The sequence below is a fragment of the Arthrobacter sp. zg-Y877 genome (assembly GCF_030373105.1).
Taxonomy (GTDB): Bacteria; Actinomycetota; Actinomycetes; order Actinomycetales; family Micrococcaceae; genus Arthrobacter_B.
Genome location: NZ_JAUCPU010000002.1, coordinates 177,539 through 204,037 on the forward strand (window position 1 = coordinate 177,539; position 26,499 = coordinate 204,037).

The following is a 26,499-nucleotide window of genomic DNA, read 5'->3' on the forward strand; positions in this document are numbered from 1 at the left end:
ATTTCCGCTCCTGCATCTTTGAACCTCTCAGTTTCCTACCGGACTGCGGGAAACGGCCGATAGTATCCAGAGATGCCCCGTGCCCTACCTAGGGCAAACACCTGGAGATACCGTGAATACAAAAACGCTCACCCGCTGGCTGGGGAGTGCGGCCCTGACCGGTGCCCTGGTCTGCAGCATGTCGCCCGCGTTGGCCGGCCCCCTGCACCCGCCCGCTCCGGCCACGACGGCCCCAACTCCTTCCGCACCTGCCACGACGTCAACACAGCAGGAACAGGCTCCGCCGACGGACACCGGTTCCACTGCTGGAGTTCCGGCTACCGATCCGCAGCCCTCCGAAGCGGTCGAAACGGAAGCGACCCCCCTTGAAGAGACCGTCGCAGAAGAAGCAGGGCTGCTGGGTGCCCGGATGGGTCAAGGCCTTGAACGGCTGCTGACCACCGGTGACCCACAGGTTCCAACTCCGGAAGAGGAAAAGCAAGAGCTCGACGCCGAGGCTGGGCGACTGCAAACTCCTCTGACTGTTCCGGACACCACTGCGGATAAACCACCTGCCGCTACTGTTACGTCGTCGATGACTAATACCTCGACGACGTTCCGCGCAACTCCTGCATTTGCCGCGGCCGCCGCGAACACCTGGATGCCGTCCGGCATCCAGGGCATGGACGTGAGCAGCCACCAGCAGAATGTCGACTGGGCCGGGGCCTGGCGCCAGGGATCACGTTTCGCCTACACCAAGGCGACCGAAGGCACCTACTACAAGAACCCCTATTACAACCAGCAGTACAACGGCTCAGCCAACGTCGGCATGGTCCGGGGGGCCTACCACTTTGCGATCCCCTCCGTCGGCTCCGGGGCGCAGGAGGCCAACTACTTCGTGGACAACGGAGGCGGCTGGTCTGCGGACGGACGCACCCTGCCGCCCCTGCTGGACATCGAATACAACCCGTACCCCCAGCTTGGTAACACCTGCTACAACCTGAGCGCCGGGGAGATGGTCACCTGGATCAGGGATTTCTCCAACACCATCCAGGCCCGGACCGGCCGCGTTCCGATGATCTACTCGACCACCGACTGGTGGCGTACCTGCACCGGTAACACGAACGCCTTCGGCAACCACCCGCTCCACCTTGCCTCCTACGCGCAGGCCCCCGGGGCCCTGCCGAACGGGTGGTCCGCGTACACGGTCTGGCAGTACTCCAGCACCGGCCCGTTCGCCGGTGATTCAAATGTCTTCAACGGCAGCACAGCCGACCTGGACCGGTTTGTCCGCAGCGGATCGCCGGGCGCCTCTGCCATCGGTGCGGCAGCTGCATCAAGCCCCGGGTTGGGAGCAGCTGACACGCCCGTGCATTGCGGGATCCGGGACGGTGGCTGCTTCCAGAACTTCCAAAATGGCGCCATCCTCTGGTCCTCCGCCACAGGAGCCCAGGTCAGCCCCAACGGCCCCATCCGGACCGCGTACCAGCAATCCGGCTTTGAAAACGGTGCCCTCGGCTACCCCACCAGCGGCCAGGTCTGCGGCATCAAGGACGGCGGCTGCTTCCAGAACTTCCAAAATGGCGCCATCCTCTGGTCCTCCGCCACCGGAGCCCAAATCAGCGCCAACAGCTCCATCCGGACCGCGTACCAGCAGTCCGGCTTTGAAACCGGCGCCCTCGGCTACCCCACCAGCGGCGAGGTCTGCGGCATCAGGGACGGCGGCTGCTTCCAGAACTTCCAACGCGGCGCCATCCTCTGGTCCCCCGGCACCGGAGCCCAGGTCAGCGCCAACAGCCCCATCCGGACCGCCTACCAAACCAGCGGGTTCGAAAACGGTTCCCTCGGCTACCCCACCAGCGGCGAGGTCTGCGGCATCAGGGACGGCGGCTGCTTCCAGAACTTCCAACGCGGCGCCATCCTCTGGTCCCCCGGCACCGGAGCTCAGGTAAGCGCCAACAGTCCCATCCGGACCGCCTACCAAACCAGCGGGTTCGAAACCGGTGCCCTCGGCTACCCCACCAGCGGCGAGGTCTGCGGCATCAAGGACGGCGGCTGCTACCAGAACTTCCAACGCGGCGCCATCCTCTGGTCACCAAGTACCGGAGCCCAGGTCAGCCCCGAGGGCCCCATGCGGACCGCGTACCGGCAGTCCGGCTTTGAAACCGGTTCCCTCGGCTACCCCACCAGCGGTGAAGTCTGCGGCATCAGGGACGGCGGCTGCTTCCAGAACTTCCAACGCGGCGCCATCCTCTGGTCCCCAAGTACCGGAGCCCAGGTCAGCGCCAACAGTCCCATCCGGACCGCCTACCAAACCAGCGGGTTCGAAAACGGTTCCCTCGGCTACCCCACCAGCGGCGAAGTCTGCGGCATCAGGGACGGCGGCTGCTTCCAGAACTTCCAACGCGGCGCCATCCTCTGGTCCCCAAGTACCGGAGCCCAGGTAAGCGCCAACAGTCCCATCCGGACCGCCTACCAAACCAGCGGGTTCGAAAACGGTTCCCTCGGCTACCCCACCAGCGGCGAGGTCTGCGGCATCAAGGACGGCGGCTGCTACCAGAACTTCCAACGCGGCGCCATCACCTGGACGAAATCGACTGGCGCGCACCCCACTTCAGGGGTCATCCGCAGTAAATGGCAGTCCACGGGTTTTGAAACCGGAGTGCTGGGTTACCCGGTATCGGATGAATCCTGCAAGTCGGGTAAGTGCACACAGTCCTTCCAGGGCGGGCGAATCGACTCGGACCAGGCCGGCGGCGCCGTCGTCGTTCGGAATTGATCGATTTCCGCCCGTGACGGCCTAGGCGCCGGGCATTGAAAGAGCCGGTCGGGAAATCTCCCGACCGGCTCTTTTGTGCAGGAACCGCGTTCCGGCATGTTACTTCTGTTTGAGGAGCTCCAGCAGGTACTGGCCGTATCCGCTCTTCACGAGGGGCTCGGCGCGCTGGCGCAGTTCGTCATCAGTAATGTTGCCCAAGCGCCAGGAGATTTCCTCGGGGCAGCCAATCGACAGGCCCTGACGCTTCTGCACCGTACGAATGAACTCAGAGGCTTCGTTGAGCGAGTCGAATGTACCGGTATCCAGCCACGCGGTGCCGCGCGGGAGGATCTCCACCTGCAGTTTGCCCTTCTCCAGGTAGATGCGGTTGACGTCGGTAATTTCCAGTTCGCCGCGGGGAGACGGTTCGAGGTTCCGTGCAATCTCCACAACGTCATTGTCGTAGAAGTACAGGCCGGGCACCGCGTAGTGGCTCTTGGGGTTCGCGGGCTTTTCCTCGAGCGAGATGGCCCGCCCGGCTGCGTCAAACTCGACCACACCGTAGGCGGAGGGGTCCGCAACCCAGTATCCGAAGACGGCCCCGCCGTCGATGTCCGCGAACCGGCGCAGCTGTGTGCCCATCCCCTGGCCGTAGAAAATGTTGTCGCCCAGCACCAGGGCAACCGGGCCGCTGCCGATGTGTTCGGCGCCGAGGACGAAAGCCTGCGCGAGTCCGTCGGGTGAGGGCTGCTGCTTGTAGGTGATGCTGACGCCAAAGCGGCTGCCGTCACCGAGCAGCCGTTCAAACTGGTCTGCATCGTGGGGCGTGGTGATGATCAGGATGTCCTTGATGCCCGCCAGGATCAGGGTGGACAACGGGTAGTAGATCATCGGCTTGTCGTAGACCGGTACCAGCTGCTTGCTGACCCCGAGGGTGATCGGGTGCAGTCTGGACCCGGTGCCGCCTGCCAATATAATTCCGCGCATGCCCCTCATCATCCCGGCTCGGTGATGTGACGGCAAATCCGGTAACGTTTACCTACATGCAGAAACTCCTAGTCACCGGCGGCGCCGGCTTCATTGGCTCCAACTTCGTGCACTACGCGCTCAAGAGCACCGATTACTCAATCACCGTGCTGGACAAGCTGACGTACGCAGGCAACCTCGAGTCATTGAAGGGACTGCCGGAAGACCGTTTCACGTTTGTGCAGGGCGACATCTGTGATGCGCAGTTGGTGGACCGTCTGGTCAGCGAAACGGACGTGGTGGTCCATTTCGCGGCCGAGTCCCACAACGACAACTCGCTGCATGACCCCCGCCCGTTCCTGGACACCAATATCATCGGCACCTACACGCTGATTGAAGCGGCACGCAAGCACGACACCCGGTATCACCACATCTCCACCGACGAGGTCTACGGCGATCTGGAACTGGATGATCCGCAGCGGTTTACGGAATCCACTCCCTACAATCCGTCCAGCCCCTATTCCTCCACCAAAGCCGGTTCGGACCTGCTGGTGCGCGCCTGGGTGCGTTCCTTCGGCCTCCGGGCCACCATCAGCAACTGCTCGAACAACTACGGCCCATACCAGCACGTGGAAAAGTTCATCCCGCGGCAGATCACAAATGTGATCGACGGTGTGCGCCCCAAGCTGTATGGCGCCGGGGAAAACGTCCGGGACTGGATCCATGCCACTGACCACTCTTCGGCAGTGCTTGCCATCGTCGAGAAGGGCGAGATCGGCCAGACCTACCTGATCGGCGCCGACGGTGAGAAGAACAACAAGGAAGTTGTTGAACTGATCCTGAAGCACATGGGCCAGCCCGCCGACGGCTACGACCAGGTGATCGACCGGCCCGGACACGACCTGCGTTACGCCATCGATTCCTCCCGCCTCCGCCGGGAGCTCGGCTGGAGCCCCCAGTTCTCCGACTTCGAGCAGGGCATCGAAGACACCATCCGGTGGTACCGCGAGAACGAGGCCTGGTGGCGGCCGCAGAAGGACGCAACGGAAGCCAAGTACAAGGAACAGGGACAGTAACGCCGTGGCACCGGAATTTTCCAAGTCCCTTTCGGCCCGCCCCACCCCCATTCCCGGCGTTGTCCTTTACGACCTGCCAGTGCACGGCGACAACCGCGGCTGGTTCAAGGAGAACTGGCAGCGCGAGAAGATGGTCGCTCTTGGCCTGCCGGACTTTGGCCCGGTGCAGAACAACATTTCCTTCAATGAGAAGGCCGGCACCACGCGCGGCATCCACGCAGAGCCGTGGGACAAGTACATTTCCGTTGCCACCGGCCGTATTTTCGGAGCATGGGTGGACCTGCGCGAAGGCCCGTCCTTCGGTGCCGTCTTCACCGCCGAACTTGATGCCAGCCAGGCCATCTTCATTCCCCGCGGCGTGGGCAATGCCTTCCAGACGCTGGAAGACAATACCGCCTATTCGTACCTGGTCAACGACCACTGGAGCGCGGACGCACAGGGGCAGTACACGTTCCTGAACCTGGGTGACGAGACTGCGGCCATCTCATGGCCCATTCCACTGGAACAGGCTGAGCTCTCCGACAAGGACCGGGCCCACCCGTGCCTGGCCGACGTCGTTCCCATGGCCCCGAAGAAGACCCTCGTCCTGGGCGCCGACGGACAGCTGGGCAAGGCCCTGCGCGCTGCCTACGCCGGCGACGGGAACGTCGAATTCGCCGCCCGCTCCGACTTCGACCTCACCGATCCGGCGGCCTACGCCGGACGGAACTGGAAGAACTACACCGCGATCATCAACGCGGCTGCCTACACCGCGGTGGACGACGCCGAGTCCCCTGACGGCCGGAAGGCCGCCTGGGCGATCAACGTGGCCGCCGTCGCGCATCTGGCCCGCGTCGCCGCCGAGAACCGGATCACGCTGGTCCATGTCTCCTCGGACTATGTTTTCGATGGCACCGCCGCCGACCATCCCGAAGACGAGCCCTTCTCCCCCTTGGGCGTCTACGGGCAGACCAAGGCCGCCGGCGACGCGCTGGTGTCCGCCGTGCCCGAGCATTACATCGTGCGTACCAGCTGGGTGATCGGCGAAGGCAGGAACTTCGTCCGCACCATGGCGTCGCTGGCCGGGCGGGGCATCACCCCGTCCGTGGTGGACGACCAGATCGGCCGGCTTACCTTCACCGAGGACATTGCCGCCGGCATCATCCATCTGCTCTCCTCCGGCGCTCCGTACGGGGTCTACAACCTTACGAACGACGGCGATCCGGTCTCCTGGGCCGACGTCGCACGCAGCGTTTACGAGCTGACCGGCCACACTGCCGACGCCGTAACCGGTGTCAGCACCGAAGAATACTTCGCGGGCAAGGCAGCCGCCCCCCGCCCTAAGAACAGCGTGCTTCCCCTGGATAAGCTCAAGGCCGCCGGTTTTACTCCCGCGGATGCCATGGACCGGCTCCGCGCATATCTGGGCGGCTCCGCGGCGGGCGAAACTGGCGTTGTACAGAATATGGAATACTAATATCGTGAGCCGCACATGGATTGTCATCCCGATGTACAACGAAGCAACCGTTGTGGGCTCCGTGATCGAAGAACTCCGGAAGTCGTTTCCGCACGTAGTCTGCGTGGACGACGGCAGTCGTGATGGATCGCAGGCCGCAGCAACCGCAGCCGGTGCCGTGGTAGTCCAGCACCCGATAAACCTCGGCCAGGGGGCTGCCCTGCAGACAGGGATCGAGTACGCGCTGCAGGACCCGGGCATGACCAGCATTGTTACCTTCGACGCCGACGGACAGCACCGGGTGGTGGACGCACAGGCGATGGTCGCACGGATCGAGTCCGGGGAAGCCGATGTAGTCCTGGGATCACGGTTCCTCGACGACCGGACCAAGATCTCGCTGCAGAAACGAGTTGTCCTGAAGACGGCCGCCGTGCAGTCACGGATGGCCACCGGGATGAACCTCACCGATGCGCACAACGGCCTGCGCGCCATCAACCGCGATGTCGCCTCCAGGATTCACCTGACGCAGAACCGAATGGCTCACGCGTCCGAGCTCGTTAACCAGCTTGCGGTCATTCAGCCCCGCTGGGTGGAGCATCCGGTGGAAATCATCTACACGGACTACTCAAAGTCCAAAGGGCAGTCCCTGCTCAATTCCGTGAACATTCTGGCCGAACTCTTTTTTAGGTGAACTAATTGATACTCATCGTCCAGATCGCACTCGTCGTCGCCGTCATCCTGGTCTCCCTGGTCCTGATGCGCGGTGGCGTCAACGCCAAGCACCTGGCCGTTCGCCGGATTATGCTGATGACCTTCGCCGTGGCGGCTGCGCTGTCCATCTTCTTCCCGGACACGTTGACGCGGATTGCATCGTACCTCGGCATCGGACGCGGCACCGATTTGGTGCTTTACGCGACCATCGTCTCCTTCTTCGTGTTTATGGCCACGACGTACCAGCGTTTCCGCAATATGGAGACCTCCATTACGACACTCTCGCGGCGCATTGCCCTGGACGAGGCGCCTAAGCCCTGGGCAGCGAAACAGGGCCAGAATTGCGCGGACGACCACCGGCAGTAGCACTGGCCACTGTCACTCCCCCCAGTTCCGGCGAACAAAAAGCAGGGCGGCCCCGTTGGGGCCGCCCTGCTTTTTTCCGCCGTTTCCGGTTGGCTATCCGACCACGTGCTTGGCCAGCTTCGGGATGTATCCGAACTTCCCGCCGGCCGCCGAACGGGCAATCAGCGCCGCCGCGTTCAACCGCGAGGTGAGGTGGAAGCGGGCTGCACGGGACGCCCGGTCCCAGCCGACCTGCCGGAACCTGACGGCCTCGCCCTCAAAGAAGCGCCGCTCCTCGTCGAACCGGCGGCCATCGAAAGCCCGGACGGAGGAATCAGACCCGGAGTGCCTTCTGTAGAGGAAGGCCAGCTCAGGGGTTAGAACCATCGAGCCGCTGTCAGCGGCAATGTCGAGCAGAAGCGCAAGGTCCTGCACGACGTCGAACTCAGACCGGAAGCCGATACGCTTCAAGGTCTCCGACTTCCAGGCAATGGACGGGAAATAGTGCCAGCCGGCACGCAGAAGGCTCGTAGCGAGGTCCTCACCGCTCAGCAGCCGCCGTTCGTTTCCGCGCGGAAGGACCGCTTTCTTCACCAGGTCGCCCAGCGGGGTGGTCGCACGGCTGAGTTCGTCAATGACCTGCACTCCGGGCTGCACGGCGCTGGCCTGGGGGAAAGCCTCGAAGGACTCGACAACCGCCGTGAGGTAGTTCGGAAGCATGATGTCATCCGCACCCATCATGACGGCAATGGGTGCTTCGACGAGCTCGACGGCCTTCCGGTAGTTGCCGTTGGCTCCGAGGTTGACCGCGTTGCGCTGGTAACTGACGCGCGGATCGGTGATCTCTGCAAACCAGCGGGCAGGTTCAGGGTCAGGGTAGCCGTCGTCGATGACCACCAGCCGCCAGTCCTGATGCTGCTGGCCCATCACGCTCCGGGCGGCTTGCTTCATAAGTTCAACGTCCCCGTAGTACGGGAACATAACATCTACGGCAGTCACGGCTTGGCTTCTTTCACTACAGTTCGACGGCGGCAGAGCCGGCGGATGGCGCCGCAGTCAAGGGCGGCCGGAGGGTCGGGGAACTACTCCACTATAGGGAGGGCGCGCGGCTAAGTCGAAACCGTGAAACCGGTAAGCTGGTTCGGGTATCCCCTGCCCATATCGAAGAATCACCAGGATAAGAATGAACTCCAGCATCTTCCCGGCCGCCGCGGACCGCGGTCAGGTCAGCGTCTGCATGGCGGCATACAACGGCGCCGCGCATATCGAAGAACAGGTTGCCTCGATCCTGCCGCAGCTGGCGCACGGCGATGAACTGGTGATCGTTGACGACGCGTCAACGGACGACACAGCCAAGATCCTCGAGGCGCTGGAGGACCCGCGGATCCGGGTGATTCGATCGGCTGTCAACCGCGGCTACGTCAGAACCTTCGAAGCGGCCCTCGCCGCCAGCACGGGCGAGTACGTCTTCCTCTCCGACCAGGACGATGTCTGGCTCCCCGGACGGGTGGACGCCATGGTGGCCGAACTCGGCCATGCCGATGTGGTTGCCAGCAATTTCGGATATTTCGGACAGAAGCCCCGCCGGATCGAATCGCTCCGGCTGCGCAGCGCCGACAGCGGCCGCCGCTGGGCCAACCTGCTTATGCTCTGGATCGGTGTCCGCCCCTACTACGGTTGCGCCATGGCGTTCAGGGGCGAGGTCCGGAACCTGATTTTGCCCTTCCCTGCCTTCCTGACCGAGACCCATGACCAGTGGATTGCCCTGGTAGGCAACCTCCGCGGATCGATGGCCCATCTGGAGGCGAATACGCTGGACCGGCGGCTCCACGACAACAACACCACACCCAAAAAGGCCCGGAGTCTGCTGCTGATCCTGCGTTCGCGGATCATGCTTGTCCGGGCCTTCGCGGTGGCTCTCACGCGGATGCGCAGGCTCCGCAGCGTACCCCGGCCCTAAGCAGCGGCCTTCTTCCGACGCGGCGACACCAACGCGTTTTCCTTGGCGCCGATCCGGCCCATGCGGCCGGTAAAGGCATCCCGTATTCCGAAGGCGATAGCGGCGATCTGGCGGAAGCGGTGCGGCCCGTACACCACGCGGACGCCATAGAACACAACTTCCAACCCGATCCGGCGGAGTACCCAGACAGGCTGCTTCGGCAGGTAACGGCGGTACATCACCAGTCCGTTGCGGGTGATGTAGTAGACCCGGAAGGGCGCATGGGAGTGCACAAAGCGTTTCTGCCCGCCGATGTTAACGTGCCACTTACCCACCAGCATGGGCCGTGATTCCCCCACCGCATGGCTGATGTTGCAACCGGGAGCGATAATCGCCTTCAGCCCCAGTTCGCGGATCCGCGCAGTGAACTCGGAATCCACGCAGTCAATGAACAGGTCCTCTTCCAGCAGGCCCGCCGCATCGAATGTGGCGGCCGGAATCAGTGTTCCCGACTGCATCGGGTCGAAGGCCTCGGGAAACGAAACGCCGGGTTTCTGCAGCATGACCGGCTGCTTATTGTGCGACTCTGCGCAGACCATCCCTACTGCCACGCCCTGGGCTGACGCGTCCGCGTAAGCCTGGAGAGCGCGGGCAACGTAGTCCGGATCCAGTTCGGAGTCCTGGTCAAGGGTCAGGAAGAAATCCGGCGACGAATCCGCGCCATGGCGGATTCCCGCGTTGAGGGCGGCGGCGATTCCGCTGTTGACGCCCTGCTTGAGCACGACGGCGCCGACCTCCTCCAGGCCTTGCAGGACGCCGGAGACATCTGACGGAGATCCGTCGTCGACCACGATGATGCTGTCAACTTGGTTGGCTAGCCGCTCCACCTTGGCAATCAGGTCAGCGGGCGGGTTATACGCGGAAATTACCGCGGCGACACGATGCGACGGGGTCATGCTTTGTATCTCTCTCAGTGGAACGGACGAAGCGGAACGAAGTGCCGGAAGACGCCGGCGGACGGGATTATCTGCCCAGTTCGACGGACCCGGACAGCAGTTGGCCCGGCCAGATAGTCCTCGGCGAACGGGCAAGGCCCTCATACAGCCCCTTGGCCGCCGACCGCAGCCACAGCGAGCGGTCCTGCGCATGCATGCCCTGCCGCAGGGCCAGGACCGTCATGCCGGCGCCCCAACGGACCGGGTTCTGCAGCAGCGTCCTCGGAGCCGGGTCCTGCCGCCGCAGCCACAGGTTGTTGCGGATGTAGTAATACAGCCGTCCGCCCATATCCGTTTGGTTCTGCTTTTCGGGATGGCTGATCCGGCTCTTCGGAAGGAGGACTCCATACGCACCGCGGCTGAGGCGCCGGGTGTATTCCGCGTCGTCAAACCAGATAAAAAAGTCGGCGAAGGGCAACGGCATTTTGGCTGCTGCCACCAAGTCGATCAGGACACCCACGAAACTGGCGCTGTTCACCGCCATGCCGCCGAGCTCGGTGGCTTTCAGCTGCTGCGAAGCATCGTGGGAGAAATCCGGAAGGTGTCCGTTATTCGGCTCCCCCTCGGGATTGACCACCAGCGACGTGACGAAGCCGGGCCGAACCGGGGCATTTTCCATTGCCTCGACCAGCGGCCGAAGGCTCCCGGCTAGCGGCTCGGCGTCGTCGTCCATCAACCATGCTGCGTCATGTCCCGCCGCGAGGGCGCGTTCGATGCCCCAGGCGAACCCGCCGGCACCTCCAAGGTTGGCACCGGTCTCGAAAACCGTGACCCCGGGGAACTCCCGCCGCACCATGGCCACGCTTCCGTCAGTGGAGCCATTGTCCACAAGGATGATCTCGTCCGGACGCCTGTCCTGGTTTTCGAGTGCGGACAGGCACTTACGGAGCAAGTCGACCCGGTTATAGGACACAACAACCGCTGCTACAGACAAAGAGTTCCCATCATTCGGAGCACACCTCAGTCAGGCGCCGAAAGGCATGCATTAGGTAGGCGGCGCTAGGTTGATGATATCAACCCATTAGATCGCTAGAATCTTCAGGGGGCATGCACGGGCAGACGGCCCGCAGCTTGCCGATACCCTGCAACGGAGGATTATTTTCTTGGGTCAGCGTACGTTCCTGCGGCACGTCCAACGTATAGGGGCCTTCGGCGCTTCCGTTGCCATTACAACGGTGGTGGGACTGCTCGCGATCCCTGTGGTCATCGCCAATGTCGGAAAGGATCCCTGGGGCATAATCGCACTTGGGCAGTCCGCCGCCCTTCTTTTCGGTGTCCTGGTGTCCTTTGGCTGGGGAACCGTCGGTCCCGCCATGGTGGCGGGCCTGCCTGCTGCGGCCCGGCCCCAGATGTTTGCGGACTCACTCGTCAGCCGGCTGTACCTGTTCCTCGTGACGGCTCCACTGGCTGCCCTCACGGTCTGGCTCATAGCCGATGACTCCGTTGCCGTGCTGGCCTGCCTTGCCTACCTGGTACCGTTCCTGGGCGCTTCGTGGTTCTTCGTGGGTGACGGACGCCCCGGGAGGCTCCTCGTTTTTGACACGCTTCCCATCACGCTAGGCACCGTGCTCGGACTGGTGGGTCTGGTCCTCACCGGCGATGTGTACGTGTATCTCGCGGTGCAGTTGGCCATGAACGTTGTGGGCATAACGGCCAGCGGCCTGCTGATCCGGAACCGGTCGCTCTCCGTTCCCCGTTTCGACTTCCATGTCGGCAGGGCCATGAGGCGGCTGCGCGGGCAGCGGCACGGCGTCGTCACCGCCGCCACATCGAGTCTCTACGTCAGTACCCCGGTCCTGGTGGTCGGAGCCGTCCTGCCGGGTGCTCTGGCGCTGTATGCCATGGCGGAGAGGTTCTTCAAATACGGGCTTACCGCAGTCGGGCCGGTGGTCCAGGTGCTTCAGGGGTCGATAGCCGATCCGGACCACGCGCTCCAGGAGGCGCGCATCCGCGTGGCCGCCAAGTGGTCTCCGCTCGCGGCTGCACTCTGCGCCGCCGTGATGGCACTGTGCATCCCCTGGGCCAGCATCCTGCTGTCCCAGGGCAACATCCAAGTCGGATTCGACCTCAGCGTTCCGATGGGCGTCGTCTTCGGCGCGGTCGCGGTATCCCAGGTTGTTGGCCTGGCCTGCCTCATTCCCCTGGGTAAAGGGAAGGCGCTGGCGGTTTCAACCGTTCTGGGCGCGGCCATCGGCCTGCCCCTGATCCTCGTTGGAGCCCTGGCCTTCGGAGTATCGGCGGTCGCCTGGGCTGTGGCCATCTCAGAGCTTGCCGTGGCCGTGTACCAGCTCGGCGTAGTGCGCCGCCACTTCCGCCGCGCCGCCCGGAACGCCGGTCCCGCATCGAAGCAGGTACCGGTTCAGCGTCCCTGACGCCTATCTACCCGCAGGCGGTTATCCGGTACAACTTCGCCTCACCCTCGGCGTCCACGAGCTCCACGGCATCGCTGGACTCGAGATCCTCCAGCCCGGGATAGGGATGCTCCCCGCCGTGCACTTCCTGGTCCCCGAAGTCCAGAACGTATTCCGCCTGGGCCTCCTCGAGTGCCTGGCATACGTCCGGATCCGCGTCGGCGTCGCGCAGGTCTGCGTAGATTTCCTCTTCGACCGGGCTCAAAGCCGCGAGTATATGCATCTGCATGGGCCGGTGCCCGGCAAGCGCGTACACCAGCGAGCTTCCATTCCAAGGATTGCCCACCACGCGGGCGCCGTCTTCAACTTCCTCGTCCAGCCGTTCGATCAGCTCATACTCATCCCGGGATACCAGCGGAGACTCGTCGGACAGGCGGTAATTGCCGGCCGCCGACATGGCAGCGCCGCGGACGTTTTGCTTTTGGGTCGCGACGGCGGCAACCAGCACCACGAGCAGCAGTGCAGCAGCGGTAGCACCCCGCATCGCGTCCGCACGCCAGCCACGGGCTGACATCCGCTCCAGCACCGGCCGCCACGCACGGTTGTACAGCCAATCGACAATCAAGCTTCCACCGAAAGCCGCCATCGGCAGGATGGCGATGGGCAGGAGTGCCGCAAGCCGGTGGTTGTCCGTATACCACCCGCCCGTGATCAGATCGCGGAAGTCACCATCAGGCGAACCGGTGGCCACGACGTAGAGGAACCCGCCGACCAGGTACATCCCGGCCACCCACCATGGAGCACGCCGGAGGATCACGGACACGAAACCGAAGATCGACATAACCAGCACGGCCCAGGAGACTGCCGAGAGCATCGGGGCACTGGCCAGCACATCGCCCATCGCCTGCGCCTCGGTCTGATACGGATTCCAGATGAGGGTGTCCTCCTCTGGACGCACGGCGTTCCAAAGCACCACGACTGCGACGGCGTACAGCACGAAGGCCAGAACATAGAGCCACGCCCGCGCGGACCGGTCATTCGAATACTCGATCCGCACGCGCCGGATCACCGCGGCGATAACCAAGGGAACCGAGAATGCCGTGGCGGCCAGGAAGGCACTCGGATGGCCCAGTCCCAGACCCGGCACGGCCAGGATCAGGAGGAGCCACATCAGGCGAAGGGAACCTGAGCGCCGGGCCAGGCCCAGGACACCGAGCAGAACTCCCAGAACGGCCGGCACAAGACTCACGCCCAGGAAATTGGGGTAGAGAACTCCGAAGTCCACCAGCATGAGCGGGAACGCTCCGAACGCTCCGGAAAGCACTGCGGCGAGCAAGGTGGGAACGATCTTCCTGCCGGCGATCTGCTGCACAAGGAAAATGCATCCGAGCGGCCAGACGACGGCGCCGATGACCAGGTTAACCGCATTCACACTGACCGGAACGGAGGAGGCGGTCAGCGAATTGACCAGGGAAACCAGACCGTGCCAGCCCGACGGATAGAAACCGATACCGGTCATCCCCCCGACGCTGAGCGAGGAAGCTGATCCCGTTTCCGCGATGTACCGGATGGCGTTGAGATGGAAGACGTTATCGAAGGTCTGGGAAAAGCTTTCAGGAGACCCGAAGGCATAAACCAGGCGGCGGCCAACGAGCGCCGCGGCGCCCAGTACCGCAGCAATTTCCGCCAGGAGGATCCCGGGGTTCGGATCCTCAGCCGGGAGGACCTTCCGCTGCATCCAGACATGCCTGAGCAGGGCGGCTATTCCCGTAGCCGCCACAGTCATGACGGCAACCGGGAGCAGGGACCACTGGATACCCACCAGATCGGCCAGCACCGCCGTCACCGCGACAAGGGATACGGATAGAACCGGTGCGACAGCCAAGGCCGCCAGCCACCGGAGCCGGAACCCGATAAATGCCAGCAACCCGCCGGGGACGAGAACGATGCACAGGGCGACGATTATTTGCGGCGTGACGGAAATCCAGGTCACTATGTTCCTTCCGGTGCCGTGGGCGTCACGACATGCTGTACCTGATGGTCAAAAACAACGCGTGCAGACTCGCGAATAGCTACGAGCCGCCGCGCATCCGGCTGACTACTTCGCCCACGGGGGCATCCATGACTATCTGGCCGTGTTCCAGGAGCACTCCACGGTCGCAGATGCCGGACACCAGGTCGAGGTCATGGCTGACCACCACAAGGGTCTTTCCCTCTCCGGCCAGCTCCTTGATCTTGGCGATGCACTTCTTCTGGAAGGGCTCGTCACCAACCGCAAGGATCTCATCCACGAGGAAAACCTCGGGATCCGTATGCACTGCCACGGAAAAGGCGAGGCGCAGGTACATGCCCGAGGAGTAGAACTTGACCTCGGTGTCGATGAACTGGCCGATTTCCGAGAACTCGACAATCGAATCGAACTTCGCGTTGATCTCATCCTCGCTCATCCCCAGGATGGCGCCGTTGAGATACACGTTGTCGCGTCCACTCAGGTCGTGGTGGAAACCGGCACCCACCTCGATGAGTCCGGCCACCCGGCCCCTGGTGCCCACGGCACCGGTGTCCGGAAGCATCACCCCGGAAATGTGCTTCAGGAGGGTGGACTTGCCGGAGCCGTTGAGGCCCAGCAATGCCACCGTCTCCCCCTGCTTGATATCAAGGGAGACGTCCTTCAGGGCATGGAACTTTTCCGACAGGTCACCCTTCCGGCCCTTTACAAGCCAGACGAAAGCCTCTTTCATGGAGCGGGTGTGCCGGAGGACGAACTGCTTATTGATATTGCGGACTTCTATGGCGTTGGCCACGATTCAAAGCTCCTGCGCGAATCGGCCTTCAAGCCGGCGGAAGACAAACTGGCCGAGCAGAAGGGTCAAAAGGGAAATAGCCAGGCCAACCGGCAGCCATACCGACAGCAAGTGCGGCGGAATGGCTTCAGCGCCGTCTGTGGTCGGCAGCCAGAACGCGTAGTGGAAGGCCTCAACGCCCACGGTCAGCGGGTTCAGCTGGTAGATATTGAAGAACGTCTCCCCCAGCTTTTCCCTGACCATCATCCAGGAGTACAGCACCGGCGACGCCCAGGTGGCGATCATCAGCAGCATATCAACAATGTTCTCCGCATCCCGGAAATACACGTTGATAGCGCCGAACAGCAGCCCAAGACCGGTGGCCAGCAGAGCTACGATCACAAACCCGAAGACCGCTGCCGCTAACTGGAGCAAGGACGGCCGCCAGCCGTTGAACAGGCAGGCGACCACCAGGATCACCATCTGCGGAATGAAGTGGACGCCCGATACCCAGACGGAGGCAACCGGGAACAACTGCCGCGGAAGGTAGATCTTCTTGATCAACCCACCGTTGCCCACGATTGCGCGTGAGGCGTTGCCGAGCGCTTCCGTAAAGAAGTTGATCAGCACGATGCCGGAGAACAAATAGATCGCGTAATTCGGCAGCCCCTTGGGGTTCCCCGGGCTCTGCTCGAGCCCGAGGAACACACCCAGCGCAATGTAGAACACAACAAACTGGACAGCCGGCTTGACGTAGGACCACACCAGCCCGAGCACAGAGCCGCGGTAACGTACCTTCAGCTCTTTGGAGATCAGCAGTTTCAGGAGGAACCGGGACTTCAGTACGTCACGCAGCCCACGTCCCAGGCCCGGCGTAGTCAGTTCCGGCAACGCAGAATCCCCCTTGGATCCGATTATCGACATCAATTCCCCGGCTTGGATTCGGAGGTCTCGGCCGGGGTCATGGCCGCAAACGTTTCCTTCCACGCCTCCGGTGACGTGTAGGCGGGAAGTTCGTCACGGTATTCGTCACTGAGGCGGTCCCAGTTCGCCAGGAGTTTCTGGTGCAGCTTGAGGCTCCGGGCCACCATCTGACGGAACTGTACGTTGTCACGCTTGTACCAGGAGGCACCGGTGCCGTCGGCGGACGAGACCAGGGCGGAATCCAGTTGGGACAGGCGCCACCATCGTGCATCCATGGCTGCCACGACAGCCTCCGGGTATTCGCGTGCGTGGTCGCGCACCGGGATAATCTGCCTGACGGCGCCCGTTACTGCCCTGGCGAGGGCCACCGGCATGGACTGCGGCGCGCTCGGCTGGACTCCCCGCTTGGGCGGGCGGACCCGCTGGACCGAGGGGAAGGAAGCTGCGTCAGTGCTCACCTGGGCGTCCGGGAACTCGCCACGGCGCTTGCGGATCTCGGGCAGTTTGGTCTGGATGGTCTGGTGCAGGTGCTGCGGACCTTTCAAGACGTCCTCAAGTGCCTCCAGACGGAGTTCCACCGCGGAGTACTGCATCGACAGCAGGTGCCGAACGTCGACGGCGAAGCTTTCCTTCATCAGGTTGCCGCCCTTTTTGTAAGGCGAATAAATCATCGCGGCAACCCACCGGTTCCGCTGGTGGAAATATGCCTGCCAGTCGATCGTGTCGTCTTTTTCAGTCCAGGGCATGTGCCAGACGGCGGCGCCCGGAAGGGACACCGTCTTGTAGCCGCTGCGCTTGGCACGGATGCCGAACTCGGCGTCGTCCCACTTGATAAAGACCGGCAGAGCCAGACCGATGTCGCGGATGATGGTGGTCGGGATCAGGCACATCCACCAACCGTTGAAGTCGACGTCGATCCGCCGGTGCATCCACGGGGTGGTGCGCAGGTTGCTGGCGCCGAAGTCGTGCCCTTCCTTGGTTTCGTGCTGGGGGCCCCAGTAGAAGCGCCACTCGTTGATGGTCTCGCCGAACGTGTGCAGGACGGAGCGTTCGTACAGGTTGAACATGTGCCCGCCAACGATGGTGGGCGTGCGGGTGAAGTCCGCGAACTGAACTGCCCGCAGCACTCCTTCCGTTTCGACCATCACGTCATCGTCCAGCAGGAGGCAGTAATCGCTTTTGCCGTCGTTTACGGTCTCGAACATTCCGCGTGCAAAACCACCGGAACCTCCGAGGTTGCCCTGCTCGACCAGCCGGAACTTGTCCCCCAGCACTGCTGCGGCTTCTTCATAGCCGTCCTCGTCCCGGACCCGCTTGTTGCCCTGGTCCGTGATGATCAGGCAGTCGAGGACATCCAGGAGGTCCTGGGACTCAGCGAAGGTGGTGAGGTGGCGGACACAGAAGTCGGGGCGGTTGAATGTCGTTACTGCAATGGACACCGTTCCCGGCACGAACCCTTCCGGGGTGGGCACGGCCCATTCCGCATCGAGGAGCGTCACACCCGAGGCGTGGGACACCAGGTCGAACCAGTACCAACCGCCGTCGCCGAACTGCTTAAGCGGCAGGTCGATGGACAGCGTGCCTGCCTCGTCGGTGTGCAGGCTCTCCACCCGGTTGGAGGTCCCGCGGGGGGAGGACCGGTAGACGATCACCGTTGCCTCGGCGTCGACCTGCACATTCAGGCGTACCTGCTCCACGTCGGTGTGGCTCTGCCAGTAACTGGCGGGGAAGGCGTTGAAGTAGGTGCCGAAGGAGACCCGGTTGTACTCCGGAAGGCGTACCTGACGGCGTCCGACAATGAAATCAGTCCGCTGGTTCGCTGACGCACCTACAACGCTGTTGGTGCTGGCACCCGAGCGCGAGGTGCTGGTACGGCTGTCCACCACGCGCTGTGCGGAGTTGAAGTCAACATAAAGCGGAAGGGTATCCATGTCGCCGTTGACGGGCAGGACCACGCGGTGAACGGTCCTCCACGGGCGCACTGCTGTGTCCTCCGACGGAACCATTACCTTCTGGACTTGCGTGCTCACGCGTCGACTCCTCCGCTTTCCAGCTTTGCGCCACCGGTGAAGTGGGGCTTGATCTTGTTGTCGAACATCGACAGCGCCGACCCGATGGCCATGTGCATGTCAAGGTACTTGTAGGTGCCCAGGCGCCCGCCGAAGAGGACGTCCTTTTCCCCCTTGGCCAGGTCGCGGTAGGCCAGCAGTTTGGCCCGGTCCTCGGCCGTGTTCACGGGGTAGTACGGCTCGTCGCCCTTTTCCGCGAAGCGGGAGAATTCGCGCATGATGACCGTGGCATCCTTGGTGTATTCGCGCTCGGGGTGGAAGTGCCGGAACTCGTGGATCCGCGTGTAGGGAACATCCTCGTCCGGGTAGTTCATCACCGAGGTGCCCTGGAAGTCCTCGACCGGAAGGACCTCTTCTTCGAGGTCGATCGTGCGCCAGGACAGGTCACCCTCCGCGTAGTCGAAGTAGCGGTCGACGGCGCCGGTGTAGATGACCGGAACCTGTCCGAGGGTGTTGTTCCGGGAGAACTCGTGGCCTTCGTCGAAGAAGTCGGTTTTGAGGTGCACCTGGATATTCGGGTGGTCGGCCATCCGTTCGATCCATGCGGTGTACCCGTCGACGGGCAGGCCCTCGTACTTGTCGTTGAAGTACCGGTTGTCGTAGTTGTACCGGACGGGCAGGCGGCTGATGATCTCCGCGGGGAGGTTCTTGGGGTCCGTCTGCCACTGCTTGCCGGTGTAGTACTTGATAAAGGCCTCGTACAACGGGCGGCCGATCAGCTGGATGCCCTTGTCGTTGAGGTTCGCCGGGTCGGTGCCGGCAAGTTCGCCTGCCTGCTCCTGGATCAGGGCCTTTGCTTCGGCCGGGCCCATCGAGGAGCGGAAGAACTGGTTGATCGTGCCCAGGTTGATGGGCATGGAGTACACCTCGCCCTTGTGGCTGGTGTAGACCTTGTGGACGTAGTTGGTGAATTCGGTGAACCGGTTGACGTACTCCCAGACCCGCTCGTTGGAGGTGTGGAACAAGTGGGCGCCGTAGCGGTGCACTTCGATTCCGGTCTGGGCTTCGTTCTCGCTATAGGCGTTGCCGCCAATGTGGTGGCGGCGGTCCAGTACCGCGACCTTCAGGCCCAGTTCCTTTGCAGCGCGCTCAGCTACGGTGAGGCCGAAGAAGCCCGACCCAACAACGACGAGGTCAACGTTCACTTGTATCTCCTGTTTGGTACGGTATGGCCGATCCGGCCTATACCCGGGTCAAGGGTATCGGACTATTGCCCTGCAGGCACTTTCAGCACGCCGCGCGGGCAGCCTCCAACGCCTGGCAAACACGAAGGCCACGTCTTCGCTACCAACCGAGAACTTGGTGGAATCTCCGCTCGAATTCCGTTGCCAGCGATCCGGTGAAACCAGCGGTCAGGTGGTTGTTGTCCAGATAGACATAGGTGTTTCCGATCACTGGACGGCAGGTTCCTTCCGGACAGATCAGGTCGGAAAAATCGAGGAAGGCCATATCTCCGGCATAATCCGTTGGCGGGAAAACCGGCGACAGCTTGTCCGCGGCCGGAATGGTGCAGGCGTCCGCCCCTTTCTGTTCGGCGCAGACCTGCATGTCGAAGGTGAACCGGGGGTTGTCCCGGATACCAACAACTTCAATACCCGCCTTGCCCAGCCGCTCCGCGGCTTCCGGAAGGCCTACCACCAGGGGATCAGCTGCCGTCTCGGGCATCGCAGCAGTTGCAACCGCCACAACGGCGTCCGGCTTGAGGTCGAGGGCGTACTCGATGGCAGCCTCATTGAACCGGTTGCACTCGGCAGTGTCCACATCCGTAACATCACTGAATGAGCAGCCGCCCTTCAACAGCGCGATGACCCGGTAGTTGCGGGTCTCCGCCATCGGCTCGACAGCCTCCACCCACTGTTGGGCGTGGGAGCTGCCGATGATGAGGATCGTCCGCTCGGCCGACGTCGTATTCGGCGTGCTGAAGCAGATACCGGTCAGGACCGGGTCCGACGGGCCGTCCGGAATCTTCGAGCAATCGAGCGGGAGGTGCCCCCAGCTCTCGGGATCAGCGTTCGAGGCCGGTCGGACCGGAACTCCGGTCGGCTCGCCGTCGTATCCGGGCAAAAGTACCCTGGCACCGGGATAATTGACTTCCGCCTCCGCCAGCAACCTTTCATCGGCAGCCTTGAGGGAGTACTGCAACACTCCCAGCGGGACGGCCACAACCGCCGCGCACACGGCGATCACCGCTACTGCGCGTTTCCCGGACCGGAGCGGCTTTTCCACAAATTGAGTCGTTAAGTACGCCAGGAGCAGCGAAAGCCCGATAATGAGTGCTCCGCCGACCGGACCCACTTCCTGCCGGTCCCGCCACGCAAGGTAGATGACCAGGACCGGCCAGTGCCAGAGATAGAGCGCATAGGACATATCCCCCATCCGTACGAGGGGACCCCAGGACAGGAACCGGTCCGCGCCGTATCTGCTGCCGGTCTGTCCGGCAACAATCACCAGCGCGGCAGCAACCAACGGCCAAAGCGCCACGTAACCCGGGAACTGGCCCTGTACGTCAAGGATGAAGCCGCCGCTGAGAATCGCCGCAAGACCGCACCATCCCGCGGCTACCCGGAACGCCCCGCCCGGCTTTAGGTATGGAAGCGCAAGGGCAAGCAGTGTTCCGAAGGCAAATTCCCACAGGCGTGTGCGGGTATCAAAGTACGCATGCGCCTGATTCGTGTAGGTCTCACTGACAGAGAAGGCCAGCGAGGCTGCGAAGACCGCGCCGAAGACGTACAGGACCACGCTTCGGAACCGCTTCTGTGCCGTCCGGGCGATCAGGGCCGAGAGTGCGAACAGCAGCGGCCACAGGATGAAGACCTGTCCTTGGACCGAAAGCGACCAGAAATGCTGGAACGGGCTAGCCATACTGTGGTCCGCGTAGTAGTCCACCGAGTCCGCTGCCAGGGCCCAGTTCTGTACGTAGAGCAGGGATGACCAGGCCTGCGAGAGGATTTCGGTCCACCGGCTACGGGGGACGAACAGCGCGGTGGCGGCGAGCGTCCCGAGGATCACAACGGCCGCTGCAGGCAGCAGCCGTTTGAAAACGTGCGCCCAGTAGTGCCTCAGATGCAGGCCCTGTCCGCTTTCAACCTTCCGCAGGAAGGACATGGAGAGAAGGAAAGCGGAGATCAGGAGGAAGACATCAACACCGCCGGATACCCGGCCGAACCAGACGTGATAGCTGGCCACCATAAGCACTGCCAGCGCGCGAAGGCCTTGCAGTTCGGGCCTGTAACCGGGTTTGCGGGCCTTGCCTGCCGGCGAGGGCCGGACCTGCGCGAGGGTCGGGAAGAGATGAGCCACACATGCCTTTCTAAACCGTTAATCCCCCGCAGCAGTTTAGCGCCGATCGCTGACTGTCCCTCCACAGCCGTGGGAGGCGCCAGGTTATGCCCAGCTGATGCATCGTTGCGGCCGGGACGACACGGTGCTGCCTAGGATGATCGCTCCACGGGAACACTCTCTGCAACCGTGGACGGTTTGGAGGACCAGTGCTGCTTCATGTGTCCCTGGCCGCGGCGCCCGGCGGACCCCTTCCATCGTTGTCCGCGCACCCGACGCTCCGCGAGCTCGTGATAAACGTCACAGTCAATAGTTCCGGAAGCAGCATCGCCGCACTCCTCGAGGAGCGCTACGGCTCCGCTGTGTATACGGTCCAAGGCTGCAGGCTGCAGGATCTGACGCCGGGGCGGCCCCCCTTCGTTACCGGGGCCGTGATCCTTCGCTCCCCCGGGTCCCCCGGGTCCCCGGAAACGGGAACCCAGCCCGGCGCCGCTGTCCGCACCCCGGCCTATCCCCTGCTGCTGTCTGTCTCAGCCGGACCCGATGCCGGAAGCATCACTTACCTTCAGCGGGGAACCTACACCATCGGCCGGCTGGTGCAGGAGGGCGGTGGAACAGGCGGAAAGATCGGTATTGACGATCCGGCCCTATCCCGGCGCCATGCGCAGCTTGTGGTGGGAGTCGAGTCTGTAATGATCCGGGACCTGGGATCAGCCAACGGCACGTGGGTCGACGGCCGCCGGATCCACACGGCCGCCGTGGACACCGGATCCGCCATCCGGCTCGGCTACAGCTACTGCCACCTGGTGATTCCCGGTACCGTGCCCACCGTCGAGGACCCGCCCGAGGACCCTTTGAAGCCACTGACGGTCCAGCTCCCGGAGCAGGGCCAGAGAACCGGCCTGCTTCTGGTTGGTGCCCTGCTGCCGCTGCTCCTCGGAGTGGTCCTGGCACTGACCACCGGCATGTGGATGTTCCTGGCCTTCAGCGCGCTCTCCACGGTTACCGCAGTCCTTGCCGCGGCGGGTTCCCGCCGCCGGCGCCGGGAACAGGCGGCGGCCGTTGCCCGGGCGGCCCGGGAGGACGGCCGGCGGCTGAGACTGGCTGCTCCGGACCCGGGGGAAACCGCGCTGGCCACAGAACCGGGTCACCGGCGCAGCGGCGGCTCCGGACCGGTCGCCGGGCATCCGGTCCGCATCGGTGCGGGGCTCCGGCCCGCGAACCTTGAGGTGGTCCCGGCACAACCGCATTTCACTCCGCCGCGGATACCCGACGCACCGGTAATCCTGGCCTTCGGCAGGGACCGGGACGTCTGCCTGACAGGGTCGGCCCGGGACACAGCCGCCCTGGGCAGGACGGTCCTCCTGCAGGCTGCCGCGGCCTCGGGGCTGCGCATCGTGTGCGCGGGAACGGCATCGGAGCTGGAACGCGACGCCCGATTCCTTCCCGGCGTCACCCTGATGCCGCTGCCGCGGGCTGACCCGTTGAACTTTGAGGCCGCAGCTGCCCGGATAGGCACCCTGCTGGCTGACCTTCCGTCGGGGGATGCGGGCGGTGGCCTTGTCCTCTTTGTCCACCGCTCCTGGGCTGAGCATGCCGGCGTGCTGCTTCAATCCGTGCCCGGTCCCCACCGTGCCGCGGCAAGCATCGTGCGCGTCGGCGGCCCGCCCGCGGCTGTGACTGTGTCACTGCTGGCCGGCCGGGGAACAGTGGCGTCCGGCGGTCAAACTTTCGACTTTGTGCCGGACTTGATCCAGCCCGGGACCTTTGCCCGGCTCAGCCGGGCCCTCGCGGCACGCCTGCCGTCAATGCCCCTGCCTACCCGCGGCGAAGGCCCAGGCAGGCTCCCGCCTGCCGCGGCTTTCGACGAATTTCATACCCCCTCACCAGATCTGCTCGTCAACCGGTGGCAGTCCGGGACACCCGGCGCTGCGGCCGTCGTCGGAGTTTCGCCCGCCGGCCCGGCGACTCTGGACCTGGATAAGGACGGTCCTCATTTCCTGGTGGCCGGAACCACCGGGTCCGGCAAGTCCGAGTTCCTGCGTACCTTTGTGGCTTCCCTGGCTGTTTCCCAGCCACCCACCACCTTCACCGTCCTGCTCATCGATTTCAAGGGCGGGTCCGGACTCGGCCCCCTGGCTGCGCTGCCGCATTCGGTGGGACTCTTGACTGATTTCTCCGCGGAGAACGTATCGCGGGCCCTCGTCTCCCTGCGGGCGGAAGTGCGGCGCCGGGAAGTCCTACTCGCCGGCGCCGGAGCGGACAACCTGTCCGCCTACAATTCGGCGCGCCCCCGCCCGGAGGCACTGCCGCGGCTACTGGTAGTTGTCGACGAGTTCCGGATGCTGACCGAGGAGGTGCCCACGGCGTTGCCCGAGCTGCTACGGATCGCTGCCGTCGGCCGCTCCCTCGGCCTGCATCTCCTACTCGCCACGCAGCGGCCGCAGGGAGCCGTCACCAGCGACATCAGGGCGAATATCGCCACCAGCATTGCGCTGCGGGTCCAGTCCCCCGCCGAGTCCCGCGACGTCATTAACGCGGACTCGGCCTCGTCCATCCCTCCGGACGTTCCGGGACGCGCCTACCTGAGCCGGTTCGGGCGCCTCCCGGAGGTATTTCAAAGCCTTTCCACCTCCCTGCGCAACGGCACCGGGAAAAGCCCCCTGCAGGAACTGGATGAATACTTCTCTTCCCTCGGTTCCCGGCCCGCAGCGGACGTAACCGCTGATCCGGAAGCCCTGGACCGGATCGTTTCCGCCGTGCGGGAAGCGGCGGAGAGCGGAACCTATCCCGTCCCCTTCAACCCCGTCCGGCCACCGCTGCCCACTGTTCTCACCCGGGACCTGCTGACCGGCTGTGTCCCCGGCAGCGTGGAACAGCCACTGAACGGACTCGTGCTCGGCCTGCTGGATGAGCCTGGACAACAGCGCCGGCGGATCCTTTCCTGGCATCCAGGCACGGACTCACACCTGTCCGTGCTTGGCGCCGTGAGATCCGGGGCACCGGATACCCTCGGCCTCATCGCGGCGCAGCACCTCACCTGCCTGCCGGGCAGGCATGTCTACATCCTGGACTCGGACGGCAGCCTGGCCTGGCTCGCAGCGGCGGAACAGACCGGCGCATACGCGGGTCCCGCGGAAACTTCCCGTGCCGCGCGGATCCTGGCCTACCTCGCGGGAGAAATACTGCACCGGATGACGCCCGCAGCACCTGCCTCCGGGGAGCCCCGGCGACAGGACAAACGCTTGCCGCCCCCAGGAATCACCCTCATCATTACGGGCTGGGCCCGATGGTGCACCGCGTTTCGGTCCGGACGCGGATTCTCCGGCGAAGAAGACCTGGCCGACCTTGTCCGTGATGGGGAACGGGCGGATATCTGCGTGGTCCTGGCCGGCGACCGTGAAGTCCTTGGCGCTCGCTTCTTCCCGCTGATCCCTAACCGGATGTTCTTCCCGGCGGAGGCCAGCGCGGAAACGCTGCTCCTTTGGCCCCGCCTTCCACCCATGGACCGGGTGAGGGGACGCGCCCTCGTACAGGGCAGATGCGGAACGCCGGAAGGCCTGTCGGCCCAGATGCTGGACCCGCAGCTCCCCGTCGACCCGGATCGGCTGCCCTCCCTGCCACCCGAGAGCCCCCGGCCGCACCGGATTGAAAGCCTGCCTGCGGTCGTTCCTCCGGAAACATTGGGGAAGGCCTCCTCGGCTGAGTGGCTGCCCGTCGGCGTTTCCGGTGACGAATTGTTGACCGCTTCAGTCCGGATCCCGTCCGGTTCGGTGTTCCTGGTTGCCGGTCCCCGTGGCTCCGGACGGACGTCCTTTTTGCGGCAGCTGCGGCGGTCGGCGGACCCGGCCCTGTGCTGCCTGGCATCCTCGCCCGAAGAAGTGGAACGCGCTGTTTCGGCGTTGGAGCACCGGCCGGATGAGCTTAGGCGTTTCCTGCTCCTTGTAGACGACGCGGATTCCCTCCCGCCCCCTATCCACCGGAAACTGGCAGACCTGCAGATCCTGGGGGTACGGCTGGTGCTGGCGGGGGTTTCGGGGCACCAGCTGACGGCACGCGTCCCGCTCGCCCTGCAGGTACGTTCGTCACCGCACGGCGCCCTGCTTCGGCCTCTGGCACCGGCCGACGGCGATATCTTCGGGGTCCGTATCGACCCCGGCCTCCGGCGGCCGCCCGGCAGATGCTATCTCGTCGAGGGAACGGACATCCGTGAGGCACAGACCGCGTACAGTCCGGCCGGATGACCCGGGGTGCGGGCTGCGCTGCAGTCCAGATACGGCTGCTAGAAGGTTCTGCCGCTGTCCGTCACCCGGGTGGTGTGCGCAAGGACCGGCTTCGTAAACAGCAGCAGCAGGACGGCTGCCGCCGGCAGGAGCAGCACCAGTCCGGGCAGCACCAGCCCGGCCTGCAGGGTCGGCACGGCCAGGACCACCACGAAGAGCTGCCAGACGAGGGCCGCCGCACGGGTCCAGCGGTATCCCCGGAAAAAGAAGTGCCCCACTGCCAGCAGCCAGACGGCAAGGGCCACGGCGAAGGCCAGCGTGAATACGGCCCCACCCAGGGAAAGCGGCGCCGAAACGGTCAGCTGATATCCATACCAGGCAGCAAAGCCGAGCAGGCACAGCGCTTCGAGAACGAGTACTGCCGAGATAACCAGGACGGCGGGTGAACGCTGCGGTGAAGGCGCGTTTTCAGGTGTTGGCACACAGGAAGAATACCGGACATAGCTGTCGGGGAAGCGCCGAAGGCGGTCCCTGAACTATTGCCACCGGCGCCTCCCGGCCGCGGTACGGATCCTCTGCCGCAGGCACCTCCGGAGGACGAACGTGAGGCCGATTGTGATGCATCCCTCAGGCCTGCGCCCGCATTTTCCGCTTGTTACCCCTTGT

19 protein-coding genes are annotated in these 26,499 nt (G+C 64.0%); 8 read left to right on the top strand and 11 right to left on the bottom strand.

Features of this window, described 5'->3' with window-relative positions:
- Positions 1-112: 112 nt before the first annotated feature.
- Entirely contained in the window at positions 113-2,758 is a 2,646-nt protein-coding gene (locus QNO03_RS04965) for a GH25 family lysozyme (RefSeq protein WP_289602260.1), read from the top strand.
- Positions 2,759-2,857: 99 nt separating this feature from the next.
- Here the strand turns inward: QNO03_RS04965 and rfbA are convergent, their stop codons facing one another.
- The gene (rfbA, locus tag QNO03_RS04970; protein ID WP_289602262.1) at positions 2,858-3,724 is read right to left on the bottom strand and encodes a glucose-1-phosphate thymidylyltransferase RfbA; all 867 of its coding nucleotides are present in this window, start codon (positions 3,722-3,724) and stop codon (positions 2,858-2,860) included.
- 56 nt (positions 3,725-3,780) lie between these two features.
- On the opposite strand from rfbA, the gene rfbB reads away from it, so the two are divergent.
- From rfbB to QNO03_RS04990, 4 genes are read left to right on the top strand one after another with little or no spacing between them, the layout of a single operon-like run.
- Positions 3,781-4,779 (top strand): dTDP-glucose 4,6-dehydratase, encoded by a 999-nt coding sequence (gene rfbB, locus QNO03_RS04975; RefSeq protein WP_289602264.1) that lies wholly within the window; start codon positions 3,781-3,783, stop codon positions 4,777-4,779.
- A 4-nt stretch (positions 4,780-4,783) separates the two neighbouring features.
- Positions 4,784-6,235: a sugar nucleotide-binding protein gene (locus QNO03_RS04980; RefSeq protein ID WP_289602265.1), complete on the top strand. Its 1,452-nt coding sequence runs from the start codon at positions 4,784-4,786 to the stop codon at positions 6,233-6,235.
- A gap of 4 nt (positions 6,236-6,239) precedes the next feature.
- The gene (locus QNO03_RS04985) at positions 6,240-6,905 is read left to right on the top strand and encodes a glycosyltransferase family 2 protein (protein ID WP_289602266.1); all 666 of its coding nucleotides are present in this window, start codon (positions 6,240-6,242) and stop codon (positions 6,903-6,905) included.
- Positions 6,906-6,910: 5 nt separating this feature from the next.
- Positions 6,911-7,291 (top strand): DUF2304 domain-containing protein, encoded by a 381-nt coding sequence (locus tag QNO03_RS04990; protein ID WP_289602267.1) that lies wholly within the window; start codon positions 6,911-6,913, stop codon positions 7,289-7,291.
- A 93-nt stretch (positions 7,292-7,384) separates the two neighbouring features.
- On the opposite strand, the gene QNO03_RS04995 is transcribed toward QNO03_RS04990, so the two are convergent.
- Positions 7,385-8,269 carry a glycosyltransferase family 2 protein gene (locus tag QNO03_RS04995; RefSeq protein WP_289602269.1) on the bottom strand — a complete coding sequence of 295 codons (885 nt, stop codon included), beginning with the start codon at positions 8,267-8,269 and terminating at the stop codon, positions 7,385-7,387.
- A 184-nt stretch (positions 8,270-8,453) separates the two neighbouring features.
- Here QNO03_RS04995 and QNO03_RS05000 point away from each other — a divergent pair, with 184 nt between their 5' ends.
- Entirely contained in the window at positions 8,454-9,230 is a 777-nt protein-coding gene (locus QNO03_RS05000; protein WP_289602270.1) for a glycosyltransferase, read from the top strand.
- Here QNO03_RS05000 and QNO03_RS05005 read toward each other — a convergent pair.
- Positions 9,227-10,165: a glycosyltransferase gene (locus QNO03_RS05005; RefSeq protein ID WP_289602272.1), complete on the bottom strand. Its 939-nt coding sequence runs from the start codon at positions 10,163-10,165 to the stop codon at positions 9,227-9,229. The two genes, QNO03_RS05000 and QNO03_RS05005, sit on opposite strands and share 4 nt — an antisense overlap.
- 67 nt (positions 10,166-10,232) lie before the next feature.
- Entirely contained in the window at positions 10,233-11,138 is a 906-nt protein-coding gene (locus QNO03_RS05010) for a glycosyltransferase family 2 protein (protein ID WP_289602274.1), read from the bottom strand.
- Positions 11,139-11,307: 169 nt separating this feature from the next.
- Between QNO03_RS05010 and QNO03_RS05015 the strand changes: the two genes are divergently transcribed.
- Complete coding sequence (locus tag QNO03_RS05015; RefSeq protein ID WP_289602276.1) at positions 11,308-12,576, top strand: lipopolysaccharide biosynthesis protein; 1,269 nt, start codon at positions 11,308-11,310, stop codon at positions 12,574-12,576.
- 7 nt (positions 12,577-12,583) lie between these two features.
- Here QNO03_RS05015 and QNO03_RS05020 read toward each other — a convergent pair whose 3' ends face one another.
- The 6 genes from QNO03_RS05020 to QNO03_RS05045 form a co-directional block, all read right to left on the bottom strand.
- Positions 12,584-14,548, bottom strand: a complete 1,965-nt coding sequence (locus tag QNO03_RS05020; RefSeq protein ID WP_289602278.1) for a DUF6541 family protein — start codon at positions 14,546-14,548, stop codon at positions 12,584-12,586.
- Positions 14,549-14,627: 79 nt separating this feature from the next.
- Positions 14,628-15,359 (bottom strand): ABC transporter ATP-binding protein, encoded by a 732-nt coding sequence (locus QNO03_RS05025; protein ID WP_289602280.1) that lies wholly within the window; start codon positions 15,357-15,359, stop codon positions 14,628-14,630.
- Positions 15,360-15,362: 3 nt separating this feature from the next.
- Positions 15,363-16,262 carry an ABC transporter permease gene (locus QNO03_RS05030; RefSeq protein ID WP_289602282.1) on the bottom strand — a complete coding sequence of 300 codons (900 nt, stop codon included), beginning with the start codon at positions 16,260-16,262 and terminating at the stop codon, positions 15,363-15,365.
- Positions 16,262-18,292: a glycosyltransferase gene (locus QNO03_RS05035; RefSeq protein ID WP_289602283.1), complete on the bottom strand. Its 2,031-nt coding sequence runs from the start codon at positions 18,290-18,292 to the stop codon at positions 16,262-16,264. Before QNO03_RS05035 ends, QNO03_RS05030 begins: the two co-directional genes overlap by 1 nt.
- Positions 18,289-19,476 (bottom strand): UDP-galactopyranose mutase, encoded by a 1,188-nt coding sequence (glf, locus tag QNO03_RS05040; protein ID WP_289602284.1) that lies wholly within the window; start codon positions 19,474-19,476, stop codon positions 18,289-18,291. The genes QNO03_RS05035 and glf overlap by 4 nt, the downstream gene beginning before the upstream one ends.
- Before the next feature lie 139 nt (positions 19,477-19,615).
- Positions 19,616-21,631: an acyltransferase family protein gene (locus QNO03_RS05045; RefSeq protein WP_289602286.1), complete on the bottom strand. Its 2,016-nt coding sequence runs from the start codon at positions 21,629-21,631 to the stop codon at positions 19,616-19,618.
- Between the two features lie 188 nt (positions 21,632-21,819).
- Between QNO03_RS05045 and QNO03_RS05050 the strand changes: the two genes are divergently transcribed.
- The gene (locus QNO03_RS05050) at positions 21,820-25,854 is read left to right on the top strand and encodes an FtsK/SpoIIIE domain-containing protein (RefSeq protein WP_289602287.1); all 4,035 of its coding nucleotides are present in this window, start codon (positions 21,820-21,822) and stop codon (positions 25,852-25,854) included.
- Between the two features lie 38 nt (positions 25,855-25,892).
- Here the strand turns inward: QNO03_RS05050 and QNO03_RS05055 are convergent, their stop codons facing one another.
- Complete coding sequence (locus QNO03_RS05055) at positions 25,893-26,315, bottom strand: hypothetical protein (RefSeq protein WP_229950444.1); 423 nt, start codon at positions 26,313-26,315, stop codon at positions 25,893-25,895.
- Positions 26,316-26,499 lie beyond the last annotated feature (184 nt).

Coding starts and splice junctions, on each gene's coding strand:
- QNO03_RS05005 (WP_289602272.1), bottom strand. CDS start 10,165: ATGACCCCGTCGCATCGTGTCGCCGCGGTAATTTCCGCGTATAACCCG.
- rfbB (WP_289602264.1), top strand. CDS start 3,781: ATGCAGAAACTCCTAGTCACCGGCGGCGCCGGCTTCATTGGCTCCAAC.
- QNO03_RS05030 (WP_289602282.1), bottom strand. CDS start 16,262: ATGTCGATAATCGGATCCAAGGGGGATTCTGCGTTGCCGGAACTGACT.
- rfbA (WP_289602262.1), bottom strand. CDS start 3,724: ATGCGCGGAATTATATTGGCAGGCGGCACCGGGTCCAGACTGCACCCG.
- QNO03_RS05000 (WP_289602270.1), top strand. CDS start 8,454: ATGAACTCCAGCATCTTCCCGGCCGCCGCGGACCGCGGTCAGGTCAGC.